We start from the raw sequence: 20,159 nt of genomic DNA, 5'->3' as shown, positions 1-20,159 counted from the left end.
TAGTTTATAAGAAACTTTACTTTATTTTTGTAGGTTTATTTGATAGGATTAAGAAAGAAAGTACTGTGAAGGAGTGGAATAGTAATGGGATGGATTATCGGAATAGTAGTTATTGTTTTATTAGTCTTATTTTATGCAAGCATTTACAATGGATTAGTTAAGGCAAGAGTATGGGTACAAGAGGCTTGGAGTCAAATCGATGTACAATTAAAGCGTCGGAATGATTTAATTCCTAATTTAGTTGAAACAGTTAAAGGGTATGCAGCTCACGAAAAAGATACCTTAACAAAAGTAGTAGAGATGCGTAATCAATTGACTCAAGTTCCAGCAGGGAACCACGAGGAAGCAATGCAAGTTTCAAATCAAATTAGTGATTCATTAAAAACTATTTTTGCTTTGAGTGAAAGCTATCCAGATTTGAAAGCTAATCAAAATTTCCAACAATTACAAGAAGAGTTAACAGCAACTGAAAATAAAATTGCTTATTCACGTCAATTATATAATTCAAGCGTGGCAACTTATAATATTAAAATTCAAGCATTTCCAAGTAATATAGTTGCTGGAATTCATAAATTCACTGAAGAAAAAATGCTAGAAACGCCAACTGAAGAAAAAGCAGTACCAAAAGTTTCTTTCTAAGCCCTTTGTGAAAATGAATCATAGCAAAGAAACGCCTCTATTTTGTATAGAGGGACACCAGTTTTTGGGGTGGATAAAATAATTTGGAAAGCCCCTTAAAAATTAAAGAGCTTAGTCTCTTTCTTTTCTAAGTGGCTTTTTTAGTCAAAACTAACACGAATTTAATTAATTGTATAGTAGAAAGTATCTACTATATGGGCTTATGAGAAGAGGGATGAATAATGTTACGTCAACAAATTGAACAAAACAAACGGAAAACGATTGTTGTGATGTTTGCGTTTTTTGTATTAGTGGCTTTAATTGGAGCCGCAGTGGGTTATGCGAATTGGAATAATGCTGTATCCGGTGTAGTTTTGGCAGCAGTCTTAGCTTTGATTTATATGGCTATGATGATTTTTAATTCAACAAAAGTAGTGATGGGGCTAAATCGGGGTCGTGAAATCACTAGTAAAGAGCAGTATCCAATGTTGTGGAATGTCGTTGAAGAACTTTCAATAGTTGCGCGTATTCCAATGCCGAAAATTTATATCATTGACGATCCAAGCCCAAATGCTTTTGCTGCTGGAAATTCCCCAGAGAATGCTTCTGTAGCTTGTACAACAGGATTGTTAGACAAATTAAATCGTGAAGAACTAGAAGGCGTGATGGCCCATGAAGTATCTCATATCCGCAATTATGATATCCGCCTATCGACCATCGCTTTGGCTTTAGTTGCTGTTATTGCTTTATTAGCTAGTATTGGTACTCGTATGATGATTTGGGGTGGTGGTGGCCGTAGAAGCAGCAGTAATAATAAAGATAGTGGAGGAGCCATTATGCTGATTCTATCAATTGTTTTCATGATTTTAGCACCGTTGGCTGCAACAATGGTTCAAATGGCCTTGTCACGTAATCGTGAATATCTAGCAGATGCATCTGCAGTGGAGTTAACAAGGAATCCACAGGGTTTAATCTCAGCTTTACGTAAAATTTCAGAGAGTGAACCGATGGAATCTGCTGACCCAAGTAGTGCAGCTTTATACATTGAAAATCCGTTTAAAAAAGAAAAAGATGAAACAAAAGATTCTTTTTTTGCGACACATCCAGAGACAAGCAATCGAATTGAGCGTTTAGAAAAAATGTAAGAATAATTGTCACCATATTGACGCAATAGAGCGTTTACAAAAGAAAATTGTAATAGATATATCATACAATTGATACAGATTAATTGTTCGTTTAGTAGTACAATAGGAGTAAGAAGAAAACTAGGGGGAGGATTTGCATTGTGGCAACAGAATATATTTATGTTCATCTAGACAGTGTTACGAACCATGTGTTGAGTAAAGGTATGGATATTAATCATTTTCAGCAGTCGTTGAGAAAGATACCTAAAAATATTCTGTTATTAGATGCAAAAAAAGGTGTCGGAGAATTTGAGTCACATACAGGCTTTAGAATTATTCGTGGACGTGAAAATGTTCGACGGTATCTGGATGACTGTAGTAAATTCCCTGAAAAAGCACATAAGTGGATTGATTTTGAAAGTATCGAACTTTTGCGTCAACTGACCCCAGTTGAAATTTCAGAACTCCTTTATATTGCTCACGCTCATACACACCTTCATTCACCTTTTTATTATAAATTACAAAATAATTTCATTTATTTAACGTTACCAGATGCGATGTCAAAAGTTTATTACCGTTATTTAGATCAATTTTATGCATTATTGAGTAGGACTTTGACAAGTGCATTGGCAGAAAAGATGAATGAAAAAAGAAGTTTCTTTCAAAAACCGCAACCGATTGAACCTATTCCAACCTGTTTAATAAATGAGCTAGTACCTTATTTAAAAGAAGGGGCTTTATTTTCCTTGAAACAAGTTGAAGTTCGTGATAATCTATATTGTATACCTGTCTTTTTAGTTGAGGATCGGTTAAGAGAAGTGGGAAAACCATTTTCAGATCGTGAACGCTTAGCAACAATTTGCTACGATCGAAAGGATGCTTCATGGTCAGTGGAAGAAGTAGAATCCTTATTAACGAGTATGTAAGAATAAAAATTAAGATACCAAACAAATAAAATAAAGTTAGTAGAGAATTTCGGCCTTAGAATGTGCCATGCATTCTAGGGCCTATTTTTTTACATATAAGTCAAACAAAAATTAATTAAGGAGAGTGGTCTGAATGTTAGACAGTGGATGATTAGCAATTAAAAAGCTAAAGGGTAAGTAAACAAAAAAAGAAAAGAGGATTTTAAAATGGAATGGATATATTTAATAGCTGCAGGGATTTGTGAGATTATTTGGGCGTATTATCTAGATGCTTCTTATGGTTTTTCAAAACTAATTCCTAGTATAATTGCGATTGTCTTTATTGTTATTAGTTTTATTTTTTTAGAAAAAGCTATGAAAAAATTAGGTGTAGGAGTTGCTTACGCAGTCTTCACGGGAATTGGCACAGCTGGTACAGCAATTATGGGAATGCTATTTTTAGGTGAATCCGTAAGTTTGTTGAAAATTACCGCCTTGTCTCTATTATTAGTTGGAATATTAGGTTTGAAATTAAGTGAAGGAGGAGAAGCATAATGGGATTCATTAGTTTGGTTGTGGCTGGTTTTTGTGAGTTGGGTTTTGTAGTCTTATTAAAGAAATCAGAAGGCTTTAGATTGAAATCTTATGGTATTTTATCCATGATTGTTATGGGGATGAGTTTATATTTGTTATCAATTGCTTCTAAAACAATCCCAATTGGTACGGCATATGCTATATGGGCAGGAATTGGTGCCTCAGCGAGTGTCTTGTGGGGGATGATTTTCTTTGGTGAAAGCCGGAGCTTCAAAAAAATTATTTTTGTCACGCTGATTATTATCGGTGTAGTTGGCTTAAAATTGACCTCGCATTAGAATAAAGTAAAGTAAGTTGAGATTGTTTTCTCTGAATGAAATTGTTATTTCATGGATTCGAAAAGTATGTTACAATACGGTTGATTCACTAGGAATTTAAATTAACTTTAAGTAAAACTTGGAGGAACGTATTAGATGAAAATATCTCTAATTTATGGTGGTAAAAGTGCAGAACATGATATTTCAATTTTAACTGCTTTTTCGATTATTAAAGAAGTCTATTATAAATATTATGAAGTTCAACCTATTTACATTACTAAAGCAGGGCAATGGATTAAAGGCCCCGTATTAACTGAACCAGTAACAAATCATGAACAACTAAAATTTAAGTTTAATGACGAAACTACTAATGATCAACAATTAAGTGGTGTTGAAATACAACCAACTTCTTTAAAAGAAGAAGATGCTGTTATTTTCCCAGTTCTTCATGGACCTAATGGTGAAGATGGAACAGTCCAAGGTTTATTTGAAGTAATCAATATGCCTTATGTGGGTACTGGAGTTTTAGCTAGCGCATGTGGAATGGATAAAATAATTAGTAAGTACCTATTTCAGCAAGCAGGAATTCCACAAGTTCCTTATGTAGCAGTTTTAAAAAATGAGTGGTTACGTGATGAAGAGCAGGTATTTATGCGATGTGAAGGAAGTTTGTTGTATCCAATGTTTGTTAAGCCTGCAAATATGGGTTCTAGTGTTGGAATTACCAAAGCTGAAAATCGCTTTGAATTGATTTCGGCAATTAAAACAGCTTTGAAATATGATCGACGAATTGTTGTAGAGCAAGGAATTGAGGCTCGGGAAATAGAAGTAGCTGTGTTAGGGAATGCCGATGTTCATACATCAGTTCCAGGAGAGATTGTAAAATCAGTTGATTTTTATGATTACGATTCTAAATATCTAACCAACGATGTTCAACTTCAAATACCGGCTTTAGTACCTGATTCAGTTTCAGCCCAATTACGCGAGTATGCGGCAGCAGCCTTCGAGGTATTGGATGGTAGCGGATTAAGTCGTTGTGATTTTTTTGTCACAGCTAATGATGAAATATTTATTAATGAAGTGAACACAATGCCAGGTTTTACTCAGTTTAGTATGTATCCTCTTTTGTGGGAAAATACTGGATTAAGCTATGGTGATCTTGTAGAAGAGCTAATTCAGTTAGCTTTACGCCGTTTTGAAGAGCGTCAAGCTTACCAAATGAAAAGCGACGAATAAGAAATAAAAAGCTGAACAGAAATGTTCAGCTTTTTAATAAACTTATTCTATTCTAACTCTCACAATTATATGAACTAGTTCTTCTGAGCCAGTTCTTCGAGAAAAAGATGAAGTTTCGAGGTGTCAAAAAACGCCACATCAAATTTCCCTATTTTCTTGCCAGGCCTAATCAGCTCAACAAACTTTTTCTTCGGCTAGTTCTTTTGAGCCAGTCCTTCGAGAAAAAGATGAAATTTCGAGATGGCAAAAAACGCCACATCAAATTTCCCTATTTTCTTGCCAGGCCTAATCGGCTCAACAAACTTTTTCTTGGGCTAGTTCTTTTGAGCCAGTCCTTCGAGAAAAAGATGAAATTTCGAGGTGGCAAAAAACGCCACATCAAATTTCCCTATTTTCTTGCTAGGCCTAATCGGCTCAACAAACTTTTTATATAAGGAGGATACAAATAAATGGATGTGTTAAGTCTTAAAGAAATTGCATTAGCAGTCGGAGCAACAAATGATTTATCTGATTGGACGACAATTGAAGTCGATAAAGTTGAATTTGATTCAAGAAAACTAGAAAAAGGATCCTTATTTGTGCCTTTAAAAGGTGATAATGATGGTCATGATTATATTCAATCTGCTATTGAAAAAGGGGCTTCTGCTGCTTTTTGGAGTGAAGCAATTGAAAAAGCTCCAGTAGGTTTTCCAGTTTTAGTGGTAGAAGATACCTTAAAAGCCTTACAGGATTTAGCTAAATACTATTTAAAAGTAGTGAATCCTAAGGTAGTTGGTATTACTGGAAGTAACGGAAAAACTACCACTAAAGATATGACCGAAGCAGTGATCCGCAGTAAGTTTAAAGTCCATAAAACTCAAGGGAATTTTAATAACCATATTGGTTTGCCAATGACTATCTTAGAGATGCCTAGTTCAACAGAAGTCATTATTTTAGAAATGGGCATGAACCATGCAGGGGAAATTAAAGTACTATCGGAGTTGGCTGAACCAGATGTAGCAGTCATCACGATGATTGGAGAATCACATATTGAATACTTAGGTTCTCGTAAAGGGATTGCCGCTGCAAAAATGGAAATTGTTGCAGGATTGAAAAAAAATGGAACATTGATTTATCCTGGAGAAGAGGAACTTTTAAGTCCTTTAGTTCAAGAGTTAGAGCCTAAGCAACGAATTACATTTGGAACAGGGAAGACTAATAATATGTATCCAGTCACAATTGAGCCGGGTATGTACCAAACAAAATTCACGACAAATGTTGCACCTGAAATTGAATGTAGTATTCCGGTTCTTGGAACTTATAATGTAACCAATGCAATGGCCGCTTTAATGGTAGGTTTCACATTGGGAATTTCAGTCGAAGTTGCTTCACCAGAGCTGGCAAAATTCAATTTGACTAAAAACAGAACAGAGTGGTTGGCTGGAATTAATGATAGCATGATTTTAAATGATGCATATAATGCAAATCCAACTGCGATGAAAGCTGTTTTAGATAATTTTAGTGAACTAATGAATGAGGGCAGAAAGATTGCTGTTTTGGGAGACATGCTAGAATTAGGTGAAACTTCTTGTGAGTTACATGCTAGTGTGGCTGGACATATTCAGTCGACTAAAATAGACGAAGTCTTTTTATTTGGTCATGAGATGGCAGTTCTATATGAAGCTCTCAAAGAAACGTATCCAGTTGAACAGCTACATTACTTTGAAGACGATAAGTTAACGTTGATTACTAGCTTGAAAAAGATTATAAAAAAAGATGATTTTGTCCTCGTGAAATCGAGTTTAGGAACAGATTTATTAGCAGTGGTAGTAGAACTGACTAAGTAAACATGATAAAATTAAGAGGAATCAGTCTGAAGACGGATAACAAAGTAAAACAATTTTGTTATACTAGTTTTAGTGACTAAAATGTATCCTGAAGGAGAAGATGTCAATGCAAACACAAAGAAAAGAAGTAGCAACGGCAGGTTTGAGTCGTTTTTTTGCAACAGTATATGGGTATATGACTTTGGCTTTAGCTATTAGTGGAATTACTGCTTTTTACGCGGCGCAAAGTCCGTTTATTCTTAATTTAGTTCTTGGAAACCCATTTGGCTTTATTGCCTTGTTCTTAGTAGAAATTTTCCTAGTAATGAAATTAGCTTCAAATGGCAATAAGCTTCGTTCCGTAGGTTCATCAATTGTGGGCTTCATCGCCTTTTCAATTGTTAACGGCATCCTATTGTCTTCTATCTTTATTATTTATCCATTAGGTGACATTGCGGCTGCCTTTATGATTACAGCTGGAACATTTGCTGGTATGAGTATTTTTGGATTTGTAACTAAAAAAGACATGACTGGTTTAGGGGGACATTTACGTAGCGCCTTAATTGGTTTAATTATTGCTACATTAGTAAATGGCTTTATCTTAAGAAGTGGTCCAGGAGAATTGATTTTGTCTTATATTACAGTACTAATTTTTGTCGGTTTAACAGCTTACGATACTCAAAAATTAAAACAAATCTACTTCCACTATTCAGACAGCCAATCATTAGGAGCAATTGCTATTAGTGGGGCTTTAAGTCTGTATCTTGATTTCATCAATATTTTCTTAGCAGTTTTAAGAATTTTCGGTGGCGGACGTAACTAAATTAAATAGTTAAGTAAGGAGACCTGATAACTAAATCAGGTCTTTTTTTTTTAGAGTAACTGTATTTTTCTAGCCATAAATTAATATAACGTAAGTTTAGAAAGATACTTGCCGATAGAAAACGTGTTCATTTACACATTGATGTAAATTGATTGAAAACTTGAGGTATTCATGTTATTATTGTTTAGATAACAGAAAAGTAAAACCGTTGAGGGTTTTGTGAATAGATAAGCAGAAAAAAAGCTTGGAGATTCTCCAAGCTTTTGATATGAAATGAGGGGCCTGGTGCATTACGTTAGTTCGTAAATCAGACACCGGGTTTTTATATGGAGTTACAGCAGCAGGCATTTAAAAAAATAGACCGCCTGTATTTCGCAAAAATCTCTCTTAAAGGTTTTCCAAATTGGGAGGAAAAAATTTGAAATTTTCAGAATTAGGGTTAGACCCTGAATTATTACAATCAGTAGAACGTTTAGGCTTTGAGGAAGCAACACCAATCCAGGAACAAACAATTCCATTGGCACTTGAAGGCAAAGATGTTATTGGACAAGCACAAACTGGTACTGGTAAAACAGCAGCTTTTGGTTTGCCAATGTTACAAAAAATCGATCTTAAAAACCGCGCTGTTCAAGGTTTGGTTATTGCACCAACTCGTGAATTAGCAATCCAAACACAAGAAGAATTATTCCGTTTGAGTCGCGACAAAAAAGTTCGTGTTCAAGTCGTTTATGGTGGAGCTGATATCAGTCGCCAAATTCGTTCATTAAAAGATCAACCACATATTGTTGTTGGTACTCCTGGACGTTTGCTTGATCATATTAACCGTCGCACATTAAAATTAGATCAAGTTGAAACTCTAGTTTTAGATGAAGCAGATGAAATGTTAAACATGGGATTCTTAGAAGATATCGAAAAAATCATTAAAGAAGTTCCAAAAACACGTCAAACATTATTATTCTCAGCAACAATGCCAGATGCAATTAAACGTATCGGTGTTAAATTTATGAACGAACCTGAACATGTGCGCATTCAAGCTACAGCAATGTCTGATAGCTTAATTGATCAATATTATGTTCGTTGTAAAGATTTCGAGAAATTTGATATTATGACTCGTTTATTAGATGTTCAAACACCAGAATTAACAATCGTATTCGGACGTACAAAACGACGCGTTGATGAATTATCAAAAGGATTAGAAATGCGTGGTTACCGCGCTGAAGGAATCCATGGTGATCTTTCGCAACAAAAACGTATGAGTGTTTTAAAATCATTTAAAAAAGGTGATTTAGACATTTTAGTGGCAACAGATGTGGCTGCTCGTGGATTAGATATTTCTGGAGTAACACATGTATACAACTATGATATTCCACAAGATCCAGAAAGCTATGTTCACCGTATCGGTCGTACTGGTCGTGCTGGTAAAGAAGGTATGTCAGTTACATTCATTACACCAAATGAAATGGGCTACCTACGTGTGATTGAAGATTTAACTAAGAAAAAAATGACTACTTTACGCCCACCAACAAATGCTGAAGCGTTTGAAGGTCAAGTAAAAGCAGCTATGGAAACAGCAGAAGAATTAGTTAAAAGTAATGATTTAGAGCGCTATGAAAAAGCAGCTGCTCAATTATTAGAAGACTATGATACAACAGATATTGCAGCTGCATTCTTGAAGAGTATTTCTAAAGATGCCAGTGAAATTCCTGTTAAAATCACTCCAGAACGTCCATTACCAAGCCGTAAAGGTGGAAGTGGTGGAGGTGGTGGAAACCGTGGCGGCGCAAGTCGTGGTAAAGGTGGATACCGTGGTGGAAGTGGCGGCGGAGAACGTCGTGGCGGAGCACAACGTGGTGGAAAAGATAATCGTCGTAGTGGTGGCGGAGCTGGTTCTGGCGGAAGCTGGAATAAAGATGCTAAACGTGGCAGCAATGCTGGTGGTAGCAGCAGTAGCGAAGCTCGCAAAGGCGGACGCGGTAATTCTTCAGACAATCGTCGTAGTGGCGGCGGAGACCGTAACTTCACTATTCGTAACAAAGAAAACTAAAAAAATAAGAAAGCCAATTCTTTTAGTAGAATTGGCTTTCTTTTTATTATTAAAGAAGATTTTTAACGGTGTTTCTTTTTTTTCGAATAAATAACGAAAAAAAGAAATAGCAAAAGTTTTCAAAACAGGGGATATAAGATGACAAAAGCCTAAATATTTGATAAAATTACAGCTAGTAAGTCTTGCAGTAGGTTTTTTTAAAATTTAACAAATAAAAGTCAGAATTAAAAATAGGTTAAAAGGTTACATAAAAAAGAGGGATTAAAAATGATAGTAGGAATTGGTCTAGATATAGCGGATATATCTAGAATTGAAAAGGCCCATATACGTCAAAATACTTTTGCCAAAAGAGTGTTAACAGAAAAAGAATGGGATTGTTTTATGGGGTTTCATGGGAAGCGACAAATAGAGTATCTTGCAGGAAGATTTGCTGCAAAAGAAGCATTTTCGAAAGCATTAGGAACGGGAATCGGTAAAGTAGGTTTTCAAGATATTGAAATTCTAAACTCTAGTAATGGAAAGCCAGAAATAACTAAAAGTCCATTTAAGGGTACTTGTTTTATCTCCCTTACACATACGGATACAATTGTTGCGGCTCAAGTTATTTTAGAAAAGTAAGTAAGATGATAATAATCAAAGGAGGAATACGTTTGGTTTCTGGAAAACATCGAAATACTTATGCGCTCATAGATAGAAATGCTATTTTTAATAACATTAAAAATCAGATGAATCTTCTTGAACCCGATACTGAAGTCTACGCAGTTGTAAAAGCTGATGGATATGGGCATGGTGCTTTAGAAGTAGCAACTATTGCTAGAGAAGCAGGTGTGCAAGGTTTTTGTGTCGCATTGATTGATGAGGCCTTAGAACTCAGACAAGCTGGGTTCAAAGAACCGATTTTAATTATGGGGTTAGTTGAAGCAAAATATGCAAAATTACTTTTAGATCAGAGAATTAGTGTAGCAGTTGGCTATTTAAAGTGGTTAGAAGAAGCTGAATTTTACTTAAAAAGAGAAAAATCATTCTCGGAAAATAGGAAGCTTGATATTCACTTGGCTATAGATACTGGAATGGGAAGAGTTGGATTTCGAACAAGTGCTGAATTGGCTGAAGTTGAAAGTTATTTAACTCATTCAACTTCATTTAATTGCCAGGGAGTGTTTACACATTTTGCAACAGCTGATAGCAAAGATACAAAACAGTTTCATCAACAAGTAGAGAAATTTCAAAAATTAGTTGAAGGAATGACTGTAAAACCAACCTATATTCATTCTGCCAATAGTGCGACTAGTTTATGGCATCAAAAACACCAAAAACGAATTGTCCGTTTAGGAATTGCGATGTATGGTCTAAATCCATCAGGTAGAGAATTAGATTTACCTATTAAATTAGAACCAGCTATGAGTGTCGAGACGACATTGGTTCAAGTGAAACAGATGTCAGCAGGTGAAACAGTTAGCTATGGTGCTACTTATAAAGCTAAAGAAGGGGAGTGGATTGGAACTCTACCAATTGGTTATGCTGATGGTTGGCGCCGAAGCTTACAAGGGCAAACGGTACTTGTGGAGGGTGAAAGATGTGAAATAGTTGGGCGTATCTGTATGGATCAATGTATGATACGGTTAAATAAAGAGGTGGCTATTGGTACAAAAGTTGTATTGATAGGAAAAGATCAAAACGATGAAATCTCAGCTCAAGAAATTGCTGAATACTTGGATACCATTAACTATGAAATTGTTTGTGGATTTACCCAACGGTTACCTAGAGTATATTGCTAATTTGATTTGTGAATAGAATTTAACATTCGCTACATATCAAGTTTTGTTATTTTAATAGTAATGTTTAAATGTTAAGTTTTTCATGGTACCATTAAGTGAAGCTATCGTTTTTAGATTAAAAACGGCAGAATCTTTATGGGGGGTTGGAGTATGGAACCTAAAACTGAAAAATTTATTAAAATCACTTTGGACAATTTGAATTTTCAAAAGGTTCACAGATACTGTATAAAATATGGGATTGATGAAAACGAGTTTGTAAATACCGTAATGAAGCGTTTCTTTAAAGAAAATCAAAAAAAACATGATACCATGATCAAAGGTTATAAAGAGATGTCTGAGATAAATCTTGATATTTGTAATGAATTTGAAGATTCTGAAAAAGATAGTAATTCTCACGTGTAGTCTGGTATGATAGGGAGGAAAGTACCTATGGTAAAACGAGGAGAAGTTTATTTTGCTGATTTATCGCCAGTCATTGGCTCAGAGCAGGGTGGAATGCGTCCGGTTTTAATTATTCAAAATAACGTTGGAAACCATTATAGTCCAACAGTTATTGTGGCAGCAATTACAGCAAAAATCCAAAAAGCAAAAATGCCTACGCATGTAGAAGTTTCAGCAGAAAAGCATGGTTTAGAGCGTGATTCAGTTGTTCTCTTAGAACAAATTAGAACAATAGATAAGCAACGTTTAAAAGATAAAGTTACACAACTAGATTACCAATTAATGCAAAAAGTTGATGAAGCATTAGAAATCAGTGTTGGTTTGTCTGGTAGTGTATAAAATACGTACTTAATTTTAATTTAGTAAACCACCCTGATAATTTTATTGTGGGTGGTTTTTGCTATGGTTCTTGCAGCGTAAGCAGCTTAGAACCATAGTATGCATCGGCCGTAAAGGACGAATGTAATCCGAGAAATGTTGTTTTTCAAGGTTCTTGCTGCGTAAGCAACTTAGAACCATAGTGTGCATCGACCGTAAAGGACGAATGTAATCCGAGAAATGTTGGTTTTTCAAGGTTCTTGCTACGTAAGCAACTTAGAACCATAGTATGCATCGGCCGTAAAGGACGAATGTAATCCGAGAAATGTTGTTTTTCAAGGTTCTTGCTGCGTAAGCAACTTAGAACCATAGTATGCATCGGCCGTAAAGGACGAATGTAATCCGAAAATATAAACGAGTACATAAAATAAATTCTTGTATAAAGAAAATTAATCCTGTAGAATAATGTCTAGTGCAGTTTGCCTATGGTAGGTAGTGCTGCAACTGACGTGGTTCACTAATACCATCCCACGAAAAAAAACTAGGAGGAAAAAAATGAAAACAAAAGCATTATTGATAAATGCTATTATCGCGACAATATATGTAGTTTTAACGCTTTCGCTTGCCTTTATTTCATATGGAGCAGTGCAGTTTAGAGTTGCTGAAATGTTGAATTATTTAGTCGTTTTCAACAAGAAGTATATTCCGGGAATTGTTGGAGGAGTAGTTATTTCCAATTTATGGTCTCCAATGATCCAATATGATATGATTTTTGGTGTAGGACAATCTTTACTATCACTAATCATTGCAGCGTTAATTATAAAAAATATGAAAAATATTTGGTTAAAAATGACGATTGTCTTAATTATTTTTGGTCTTAGTTCAGCTTTAATTGCCTGGGAGTTGTTATTAGCATTTGACTTACCGTTTTGGGCAGGATATGTATCTGTTGCAGTTGGCGAAGTAACTGTACTTTTAATTGGGATGCCGATTATGGTTGCTCTGGATAAAAAGCTTCATTTTAGTGAAAGAATAGAAGGATAAAGAAAAAAAGAAGTTCACCATTTATTTTGGTAAACTTCTTTTGTTTTTATTTTGCCATATGACGTAAATCTTCAATTTCAACAACACGGAAACCGCGTTTATCCAAATGTTCGATAATTTGATCCAATGTTTCTTGGTCAATTCCAGCAGGCAATGTAATCATTGTTCGACGAACTAGTTCATCACGTTCAACATCTAAAGTAATACAACTAGCAATCGTACAATACTTGTTAATTATTTTAGTCATATTACTTAAATCGCCTTTAAGTCCAGATGAAGCAATAGTTAATACATAACTTCCGACATCTACGTTCCAAGATTGTTGTAGCATACTTAAAAGAGAGCTGTGTGTTAAAATACCATAGAAACGATTATTTTCATCAAGTACAGAAATATAAGGCAATTCTTTGATTGTAAAGAAGACTTTAAAGAAAGATGATTCAATTGAAATAAATTTAGTTGCATTCTTCAGTAAATGAGTAACAGGTAAAGTCATATCTCCACCATTAGCTTTATGACGATAAATGTGCATTTTATAAATATTTCCTCGGAAAATAGTTCCTGTTTCGTCCAGTATTGGCACACAACGATAGCCAGAGCTTTCTAGAATTTCAATGGCTTCCTGAAGTGTAACTGTTTCTTTAACGGTTGTTAATTTTTTCTTAGGAATACAAAGTGATTTGATTAACATTAATAAATCCTCCCCATCTTGTGAAAATTTGATACTATACACTTGATGATACCATATAAAATAGTGTATTTACAATGTTTTCATCTGCTACTATCGAGATAATTAATAGAATTTAATAGAATGAGAAAAAATAATTTTAAAGAAAGGCTTGTTTCTTAGTTAAGTGGAATTTATAATAGAACAAGTCTAAAGAATAGTATAGATTAATCTAATTAAAAATAAAAACGACATTTAATAGAAGGAAGTAATCAGACATGGCAATTAATGAAATGATGGATCGCCCAGTAGTAAATAAAGATGTTCTAGAATTTATTCGAAAAAAACAAAAACCTTTAGCTGGGAAACTAGGAGAGATTGAAAGAGGAGCTAATGAACGTGGTGTTCCCATTATCCCACATGAGACAGTGGTTTTTTTAAATCTTTTATTAGGTCAGCTACAACCTAAAAATATATTAGAAATTGGTGCAGCAATTGGATTTTCATCCAGCCTAATGGCACAGCATGTTGGTGATGATGGACACGTAACAACTATCGATCGTTTTGATGTAATGATTGAAAAAGCTAGAGCTAACTATGAAAGTTTGGGCCTAACTGAAAAAGTAACATTATTAGAAGGTCAGGCTGCAGATATATTGCCAACCTTGGACGGGCCGTATGATTTTATTTTTATGGATAGCGCAAAATCTAAATATTACGATTTTTTTCCTGAATGTATGCGCCTTTTACGAGTTGGTGGGATGTTAGTAGTAGATGATGTTTTACAGGGTGGAACAATTTTATTACCTAAGGAAGAGATACCGAAACGTTCTAGAGCCATCCATAAAAAATTGAATGCATTTTTAGATGTTGTAATGGAGCATCCTTCAATAGAAAGTAGTATTATACCTCTTGGAGACGGCTTACTATTAATTGTGAAGCAAGATGAGACTGATTTTTCCTATTTAATAGAAGAGTCAAAAATTTAACATTTTATTATGCGCTGTAAAAAAGAATTTTATTCAGTGATTTTTGAATAAAAATTCTTTTTTACTTTAGTTTAATGGCTATTATAAAAGGGTTTTTTAAACAAAATTAAAAAAAATGGAAAAATGTATAAAATAGTGTTGACGAAATCCAAATATCTTGGTATATTAATACATGTCCTAACGAGGGCAAACGAAACAAGCAACACAATAAAGACAAAAATAAAAATAAAAAGTGTTGACACTGTTAAATATATTTGTTAATATATAGAAGTTGTCAAAACAAACAAATTGACCTTTGAAAACTGAACAAAGTAAGACGAACCAAATGTGTAGGATGACTCAACAAGGTTGAGTCAAACAAGCAAGAAAGTGAATAATTATTCGCTAGCAAAAACTAATGAGCTTCAAGCATCATTTTATATGAGAGTTTGATCCTGGCTCAGGACGAACGCTGGCGGCGTGCCTAATACATGCAAGTCGAACGCACGAAGTTGAAGAGCTTGCTCTTTAACCAAGTGAGTGGCGGACGGGTGAGTAACACGTGGGTAACCTGCCCATTAGAGGGGGATAACATTCGGAAACGGATGCTAATACCGCATAGTTTCAGGAATCGCATGATTCTTGAAGGAAAGGTGGCTTCGGCTACCACTAATGGATGGACCCGCGGCGTATTAGCTAGTTGGTGAGGTAATGGCTCACCAAGGCAATGATACGTAGCCGACCTGAGAGGGTGATCGGCCACACTGGGACTGAGACACGGCCCAGACTCCTACGGGAGGCAGCAGTAGGGAATCTTCCGCAATGGACGAAAGTCTGACGGAGCAACGCCGCGTGAGTGAAGAAGGTTTTCGGATCGTAAAACTCTGTTGTTAAAGAAGAACAAGGATGAGAGTAACTGCTCATCCCCTGACGGTATTTAACCAGAAAGCCACGGCTAACTACGTGCCAGCAGCCGCGGTAATACGTAGGTGGCAAGCGTTGTCCGGATTTATTGGGCGTAAAGCGAGCGCAGGCGGTTCTTTAAGTCTGATGTGAAAGCCCCCGGCTCAACCGGGGAGGGTCATTGGAAACTGGAGAACTTGAGTGCAGAAGAGGAGAGTGGAATTCCACGTGTAGCGGTGAAATGCGTAGATATGTGGAGGAACACCAGTGGCGAAGGCGACTCTCTGGTCTGTAACTGACGCTGAGGCTCGAAAGCGTGGGGAGCAAACAGGATTAGATACCCTGGTAGTCCACGCCGTAAACGATGAGTGCTAAGTGTTGGAGGGTTTCCGCCCTTCAGTGCTGCAGCTAACGCATTAAGCACTCCGCCTGGGGAGTACGGCCGCAAGGCTGAAACTCAAAGGAATTGACGGGGACCCGCACAAGCGGTGGAGCATGTGGTTTAATTCGAAGCAACGCGAAGAACCTTACCAGGTCTTGACATCCTTTGACCACTCTAGAGATAGAGCTTTCCCTTCGGGGACAAAGTGACAGGTGGTGCATGGTTGTCGTCAGCTCGTGTCGTGAGATGTTGGGTTAAGTCCCGCAACGAGCGCAACCCTTATTACTAGTTGCCAGCATTTAGTTGGGCACTCTAGTGAGACTGCCGGTGACAAACCGGAGGAAGGTGGGGATGACGTCAAATCATCATGCCCCTTATGACCTGGGCTACACACGTGCTACAATGGATGGTACAACGAGTCGCAAGGTCGCGAGGCCAAGCTAATCTCTTAAAGCCATTCTCAGTTCGGATTGTAGGCTGCAACTCGCCTACATGAAGCCGGAATCGCTAGTAATCGCGGATCAGAACGCCGCGGTGAATACGTTCCCGGGTCTTGTACACACCGCCCGTCACACCACGAGAGTTTGTAACACCCGAAGCCGGTGAGGTAACCTTTTAGGAGCCAGCCGTCTAAGGTGGGATAGATAATTGGGGTGAAGTCGTAACAAGGTAGCCGTATCGGAAGGTGCGGCTGGATCACCTCCTTTCTAAGGAATATTACGGAAATCCCACACATTCGTTTTTACTTTGTTCAGTTTTGAGAGGTTAATTTTTTTTGAATTAAATACCTTTTAAAGGGGCCTTAGCTCAGCTGGGAGAGCGCCTGCCTTGCACGCAGGAGGTCAGCGGTTCGATCCCGCTAGGCTCCATTGTAATCTGATTGCAGATTACAGAATTTGTTCTTTGAAAACTGGATACTGTTTAAAAAGTAATTAAAGTAAGAAACCGAGAAAACACCGCGTTTTAAATGAGTTTTTTAATTAGTTCTTATCGTAAGATAATGAATAAAATCATTGACTAACATCATGAGATTCCTTCGGGAATACCATCGATAAAATTTTTGTGCTAATGCGAAGCAATTCGAGGAAATGAGTGTTTGAGAAACGGAGCGTACTAGCGTACGTGAGTATCACAAAACACGAAATTAACGAAGAAGTGTGAAGTAGTAGTGCCAAAATTAGGTTAAGTTAATAAGGGCGCACGGTGGATGCCTTGGCACTAAGAGCCGATGAAGGACGGGACTAACTCCGATATGCTTTGGGGAGCTGTAAGTAAGCTTTGATCCAAAGATTTCCGAATGGGGGAACCCAGCATTTTTTATAGAATGTTACTGCTAGCTGAATACATAGGCTAGTAGAGGTAGACGCAGAGAACTGAAACATCTAAGTACCTGCAGGAAGAGAAAGAAAATTCGATTCCCTGAGTAGCGGCGAGCGAAACGGGAAGAGCCCAAACCAAAGAGCTTGCTCTTTGGGGTTGTAGGACACGACATTAAGAGTCATAAATGAGTTTTGTAGAAGAAGCGATCTGGAAAGGTCCGCCGAAGAGGGTAAAAGCCCCGTAATCGAAACAAAGTTCACTCTGTTGTGTATCCTGAGTACGGCGGAACACGAGAAATTCCGTCGGAATCCGCGGGGACCATCCCGCAAGGCTAAATACTCCTTAGTGACCGATAGTGAACCAGTACCGTGAGGGAAAGGTGAAAAGAACCCCGGAAGGGGAGTGAAAGAGCTCCTGAAACCGTGTGCTTACAAATAGTTAGAGCCCGTTAATGGGTGATAGCGTGCCTTTTGTAGAATGAACCGGCGAGTTACGATTACATGCGAGGTTAAGTTGATAAGACGGAGCCGTAGCGAAAGCGAGTCTGAATAGGGCGAATGAGTATGTGGTCGTAGACCCGAAACCAAGTGACCTACCCATGTCCAGGTTGAAGGTGCGGTAATACGCACTGGAGGACCGAACCCACGTATGTTGAAAAATGCGGGGATGAGGTGTGGGTAGCGGAGAAATTCCAATCGAACTTGGAGATAGCTGGTTCTCTCCGAAATAGCTTTAGGGCTAGCCTCGGAATTAAGAATCATGGAGGTAGAGCCACTGTTTGGACTAGGGGCCCTTCTAGGGTTACCGAATTCAGATAAACTCCGAATGCCATTGATTTATATCCGGGAGTCAGACTGCGAGTGATAAGATCCGTAGTCGAAAGGGAAACAGCCCAGACCACCAGCTAAGGTCCCAAAGTTACTATTAAGTGGAAAAGGATGTGGGGTTGCTTAGACAACTAGGATGTTGGCTCAGAAGCAGCCATCATTTAAAGAGTGCGTAATAGCTCACTAGTCGAGTGACCCTGCGCCGAAAATTTACCGGGGCTAAATAGTACACCGAAGCTGTGGATAGAACCTTAGGGTTCTATGGTAGGAGAGCGTTCTAAGGGCGTCGAAGCTAGACCGTGAGGACTAGTGGAGCGCTTAGAAGTGAGAATGCCGGTATGAGTAGCGAAAGACGGGTGAGAATCCCGTCCACCGTATGACTAAGGTTTCCTGGGGAAGGCTCGTCCTCCCAGGGTTAGTCGGGACCTAAGCCGAGGCCGATAGGCGTAGGCGATGGACAACAGGTTGATATTCCTGTACCAGTTTCTTTTGTTTGAACAATGGAGGGACGCAGGAGGCTAAGAAATGCGCACTGTTGGATATGTGCGTCTAAGCAATGAGTCTTGAGGTGAGTTAAATGCTTGCTTCTGTACGGACAAGTTGTGATGGGGAGGGAAATTACAGTACCGAAGTTTCTGATGTCACACTGCCAAGAAAAGCTTCTAGTTAGAAAGAAATTGCCCGTACCGCAAACCGACACAGGTAGTCGAGGAGAGTATCCTAAGGTGTGCGAGAGAACTCTCGTTAAGGAACTCGGCAAAATGACCCCGTAACTTCGGGAGAAGGGGTGCTGATCGAAAGATCAGCCGCAGTGAATAGGCCCAAGCGACTGTTTATCAAAAACACAGGTCTCTGCAAAATCGAAAGATGACGTATAGGGGCTGACGCCTGCCCGGTGCTGGAAGGTTAAGAGGATTGGTTAGCTTCGGCGAAGCTAAGAATTGAAGCCCCAGTAAACGGCGGCCGTAACTATAACGGTCCTAAGGTAGCGAAATTCCTTGTCGGGTAAGTTCCGACCCGCACGAAAGGCGTAACGATTTGGGCACTGTCTCAACGAGAGACTCGGTGAAATTATAGTACCTGTGAAGATGCAGGTTACCCGCGACAGGACGGAAAGACCCCATGGAGCTTTACTGCAGTTTGATATTGAGTGTTTGTACAGCTTGTACAGGATAGGTAGGAGCCATAGAAGTCAGGACGCCAGTCTTGATGGAGGCATTGGTGGGATACTACCCTTGCTGTATGACCACTCTAACCCTAGCCACTAATCGTGGCTGGAGACAGTGTCAGACGGGCAGTTTGACTGGGGCGGTCGCCTCCTAAAGAGTAACGGAGGCGCCCAAAGGTTCCCTCAGAATGGTTGGAAATCATTCGTAGAGTGTAAAGGCAGAAGGGAGCTTGACTGCGAGACCTACAAGTCGAGCAGGGACGAAAGTCGGGCTTAGTGATCCGGTGGTTCCGCATGGAAGGGCCATCGCTCAACGGATAAAAGCTACCCTGGGGATAACAGGCTTATCTCCCCCAAGAGTCCACATCGACGGGGAGGTTTGGCACCTCGATGTCGGCTCATCGCATCCTGGGGCTGTAGTCGGTCCCAAGGGTTGGGCTGTTCGCCCATTAAAGCGGTACGCGAGCTGGGTTCAGAACGTCGTGAGACAGTTCGGTCCCTATCCGTCGCGGGCGCAGGAAATTTGAGAGGAGCTGTCCTTAGTACGAGAGGACCGGGATGGACACACCGCTGGTGTACCAGTTGTTCTGCCAAGAGCATCGCTGGGTAGCTATGTGTGGAAGGGATAAACGCTGAAAGCATCTAAGCGTGAAGCCCCCCTCGAGATGAGATTTCCCATCACGTAAGTGAGTAAGACCCCTGAGAGATGATCAGGTAGATAGGTTGGAAGTGGAAGTACAGCGATGTATGGAGCGGACCAATACTAATCGGTCGAGGACTTAACCAAGAAATAAACGGTGAAGAACGTTTCCAAAACAATTACTTTTTAAACAGTTCCAGTTTTGAGAGATCAAACTCTCTACAACTAAATAATTGAATCGCAGTTTAGTGTCGATGTAACCATCAACCTAAACAAGCATTTTTTAACAAATTGCAA

General features: G+C 38.4%; 16 protein-coding genes, 1 tRNA gene, 2 rRNA genes and 1 riboswitch. Of the genes, 18 read left to right on the top strand and 1 reads right to left on the bottom strand.

Annotation, left to right across the window (positions count from 1 at the left end):
* Positions 1 to 84 precede the first annotated feature (84 nt).
* The 14 genes from MHI00_RS14000 to MHI00_RS13935 all read left to right on the top strand — a co-directional run bounded on the left by MHI00_RS14000 (position 85) and on the right by MHI00_RS13935 (position 12,987).
* Positions 85 to 639 (top strand): LemA family protein, encoded by a 555-nt coding sequence (locus MHI00_RS14000; RefSeq protein ID WP_010054505.1) that lies wholly within the window; start codon positions 85 to 87, stop codon positions 637 to 639.
* A gap of 221 nt (positions 640 to 860) precedes the next feature.
* Complete coding sequence (gene htpX / locus MHI00_RS13995; protein ID WP_341114382.1) at positions 861 to 1,763, top strand: zinc metalloprotease HtpX; 903 nt, start codon at positions 861 to 863, stop codon at positions 1,761 to 1,763.
* Positions 1,764 to 1,903: 140 nt separating this feature from the next.
* A complete protein-coding gene (locus MHI00_RS13990; protein ID WP_341114380.1) occupies positions 1,904 to 2,668 on the top strand; it encodes a hypothetical protein in 765 nt (254 codons plus the stop codon).
* A 207-nt stretch (positions 2,669 to 2,875) separates the two neighbouring features.
* On the top strand, positions 2,876 to 3,202 hold the full coding sequence (locus tag MHI00_RS13985; protein ID WP_010054509.1) for a DMT family transporter: 327 nt from the start codon (positions 2,876 to 2,878) through the stop codon (positions 3,200 to 3,202).
* On the top strand, positions 3,202 to 3,519 hold the full coding sequence (locus MHI00_RS13980) for a DMT family transporter (protein WP_010054510.1): 318 nt from the start codon (positions 3,202 to 3,204) through the stop codon (positions 3,517 to 3,519). The genes MHI00_RS13985 and MHI00_RS13980 overlap by 1 nt, the downstream gene beginning before the upstream one ends.
* A 135-nt stretch (positions 3,520 to 3,654) precedes the next feature.
* Positions 3,655 to 4,734 carry a D-alanine--D-alanine ligase gene (locus MHI00_RS13975; RefSeq protein ID WP_010054511.1) on the top strand — a complete coding sequence of 360 codons (1,080 nt, stop codon included), beginning with the start codon at positions 3,655 to 3,657 and terminating at the stop codon, positions 4,732 to 4,734.
* Positions 4,735 to 5,183: 449 nt separating this feature from the next.
* Positions 5,184 to 6,560 (top strand): UDP-N-acetylmuramoyl-tripeptide--D-alanyl-D-alanine ligase, encoded by a 1,377-nt coding sequence (locus tag MHI00_RS13970; RefSeq protein ID WP_010053370.1) that lies wholly within the window; start codon positions 5,184 to 5,186, stop codon positions 6,558 to 6,560.
* A gap of 106 nt (positions 6,561 to 6,666) precedes the next feature.
* Entirely contained in the window at positions 6,667 to 7,362 is a 696-nt protein-coding gene (locus MHI00_RS13965; protein WP_015075533.1) for a Bax inhibitor-1/YccA family protein, read from the top strand.
* A gap of 418 nt (positions 7,363 to 7,780) precedes the next feature.
* Positions 7,781 to 9,406, top strand: a complete 1,626-nt coding sequence (locus tag MHI00_RS13960; RefSeq protein WP_010053373.1) for a DEAD/DEAH box helicase — start codon at positions 7,781 to 7,783, stop codon at positions 9,404 to 9,406.
* Positions 9,407 to 9,673: 267 nt separating this feature from the next.
* Positions 9,674 to 10,024 carry a holo-ACP synthase gene (gene acpS, locus MHI00_RS13955; RefSeq protein WP_010053374.1) on the top strand — a complete coding sequence of 117 codons (351 nt, stop codon included), beginning with the start codon at positions 9,674 to 9,676 and terminating at the stop codon, positions 10,022 to 10,024.
* A gap of 32 nt (positions 10,025 to 10,056) precedes the next feature.
* On the top strand, positions 10,057 to 11,184 hold the full coding sequence (gene alr, locus MHI00_RS13950; protein WP_341114375.1) for an alanine racemase: 1,128 nt from the start codon (positions 10,057 to 10,059) through the stop codon (positions 11,182 to 11,184).
* A gap of 150 nt (positions 11,185 to 11,334) precedes the next feature.
* A complete protein-coding gene (locus MHI00_RS13945) occupies positions 11,335 to 11,586 on the top strand; it encodes a hypothetical protein (protein ID WP_010053379.1) in 252 nt (83 codons plus the stop codon).
* 27 nt (positions 11,587 to 11,613) lie between these two features.
* On the top strand, positions 11,614 to 11,964 hold the full coding sequence (locus MHI00_RS13940) for a type II toxin-antitoxin system PemK/MazF family toxin (RefSeq protein WP_010053381.1): 351 nt from the start codon (positions 11,614 to 11,616) through the stop codon (positions 11,962 to 11,964).
* A 482-nt stretch (positions 11,965 to 12,446) separates the two neighbouring features.
* Positions 12,447 to 12,494: riboswitch (PreQ1 riboswitch) on the top strand.
* Positions 12,495 to 12,498: 4 nt separating this feature from the next.
* Entirely contained in the window at positions 12,499 to 12,987 is a 489-nt protein-coding gene (locus tag MHI00_RS13935; protein WP_015075537.1) for a QueT transporter family protein, read from the top strand.
* A 46-nt stretch (positions 12,988 to 13,033) separates the two neighbouring features.
* Here the strand turns inward: MHI00_RS13935 and cbpA are convergent, their stop codons facing one another.
* The gene (gene cbpA, locus MHI00_RS13930) at positions 13,034 to 13,678 is read right to left on the bottom strand and encodes a cyclic di-AMP binding protein CbpA (protein ID WP_010054116.1); all 645 of its coding nucleotides are present in this window, start codon (positions 13,676 to 13,678) and stop codon (positions 13,034 to 13,036) included.
* Positions 13,679 to 13,932: 254 nt separating this feature from the next.
* Here cbpA and MHI00_RS13925 point away from each other — a divergent pair, with 254 nt between their 5' ends.
* From MHI00_RS13925 to MHI00_RS13910, 4 genes are all read left to right on the top strand, one after another.
* Positions 13,933 to 14,643, top strand: a complete 711-nt coding sequence (locus MHI00_RS13925) for an O-methyltransferase (RefSeq protein ID WP_015075538.1) — start codon at positions 13,933 to 13,935, stop codon at positions 14,641 to 14,643.
* 416 nt (positions 14,644 to 15,059) lie between these two features.
* Positions 15,060 to 16,614, top strand: a 16S ribosomal RNA gene (locus tag MHI00_RS13920).
* A gap of 89 nt (positions 16,615 to 16,703) precedes the next feature.
* Positions 16,704 to 16,776: transfer RNA gene (locus tag MHI00_RS13915), tRNA-Ala, on the top strand.
* Between the two features lie 311 nt (positions 16,777 to 17,087).
* Positions 17,088 to 20,009, top strand: a 23S ribosomal RNA gene (locus MHI00_RS13910).
* The 16S and 23S rRNA genes sit together here with 1 tRNA gene alongside, the layout of an rRNA operon.
* Positions 20,010 to 20,159: the final 150 nt, after the last annotated feature.

It is taken from the genome of Carnobacterium sp. FSL E2-0243, from assembly GCF_038003605.1.
Taxonomy (GTDB): domain Bacteria; phylum Bacillota; class Bacilli; order Lactobacillales; family Carnobacteriaceae; genus Carnobacterium; species Carnobacterium maltaromaticum.
The sequence above is the reverse complement of the archived record's forward strand: the minus strand, read 5'-3'. Positions and strand labels throughout refer to the sequence as shown.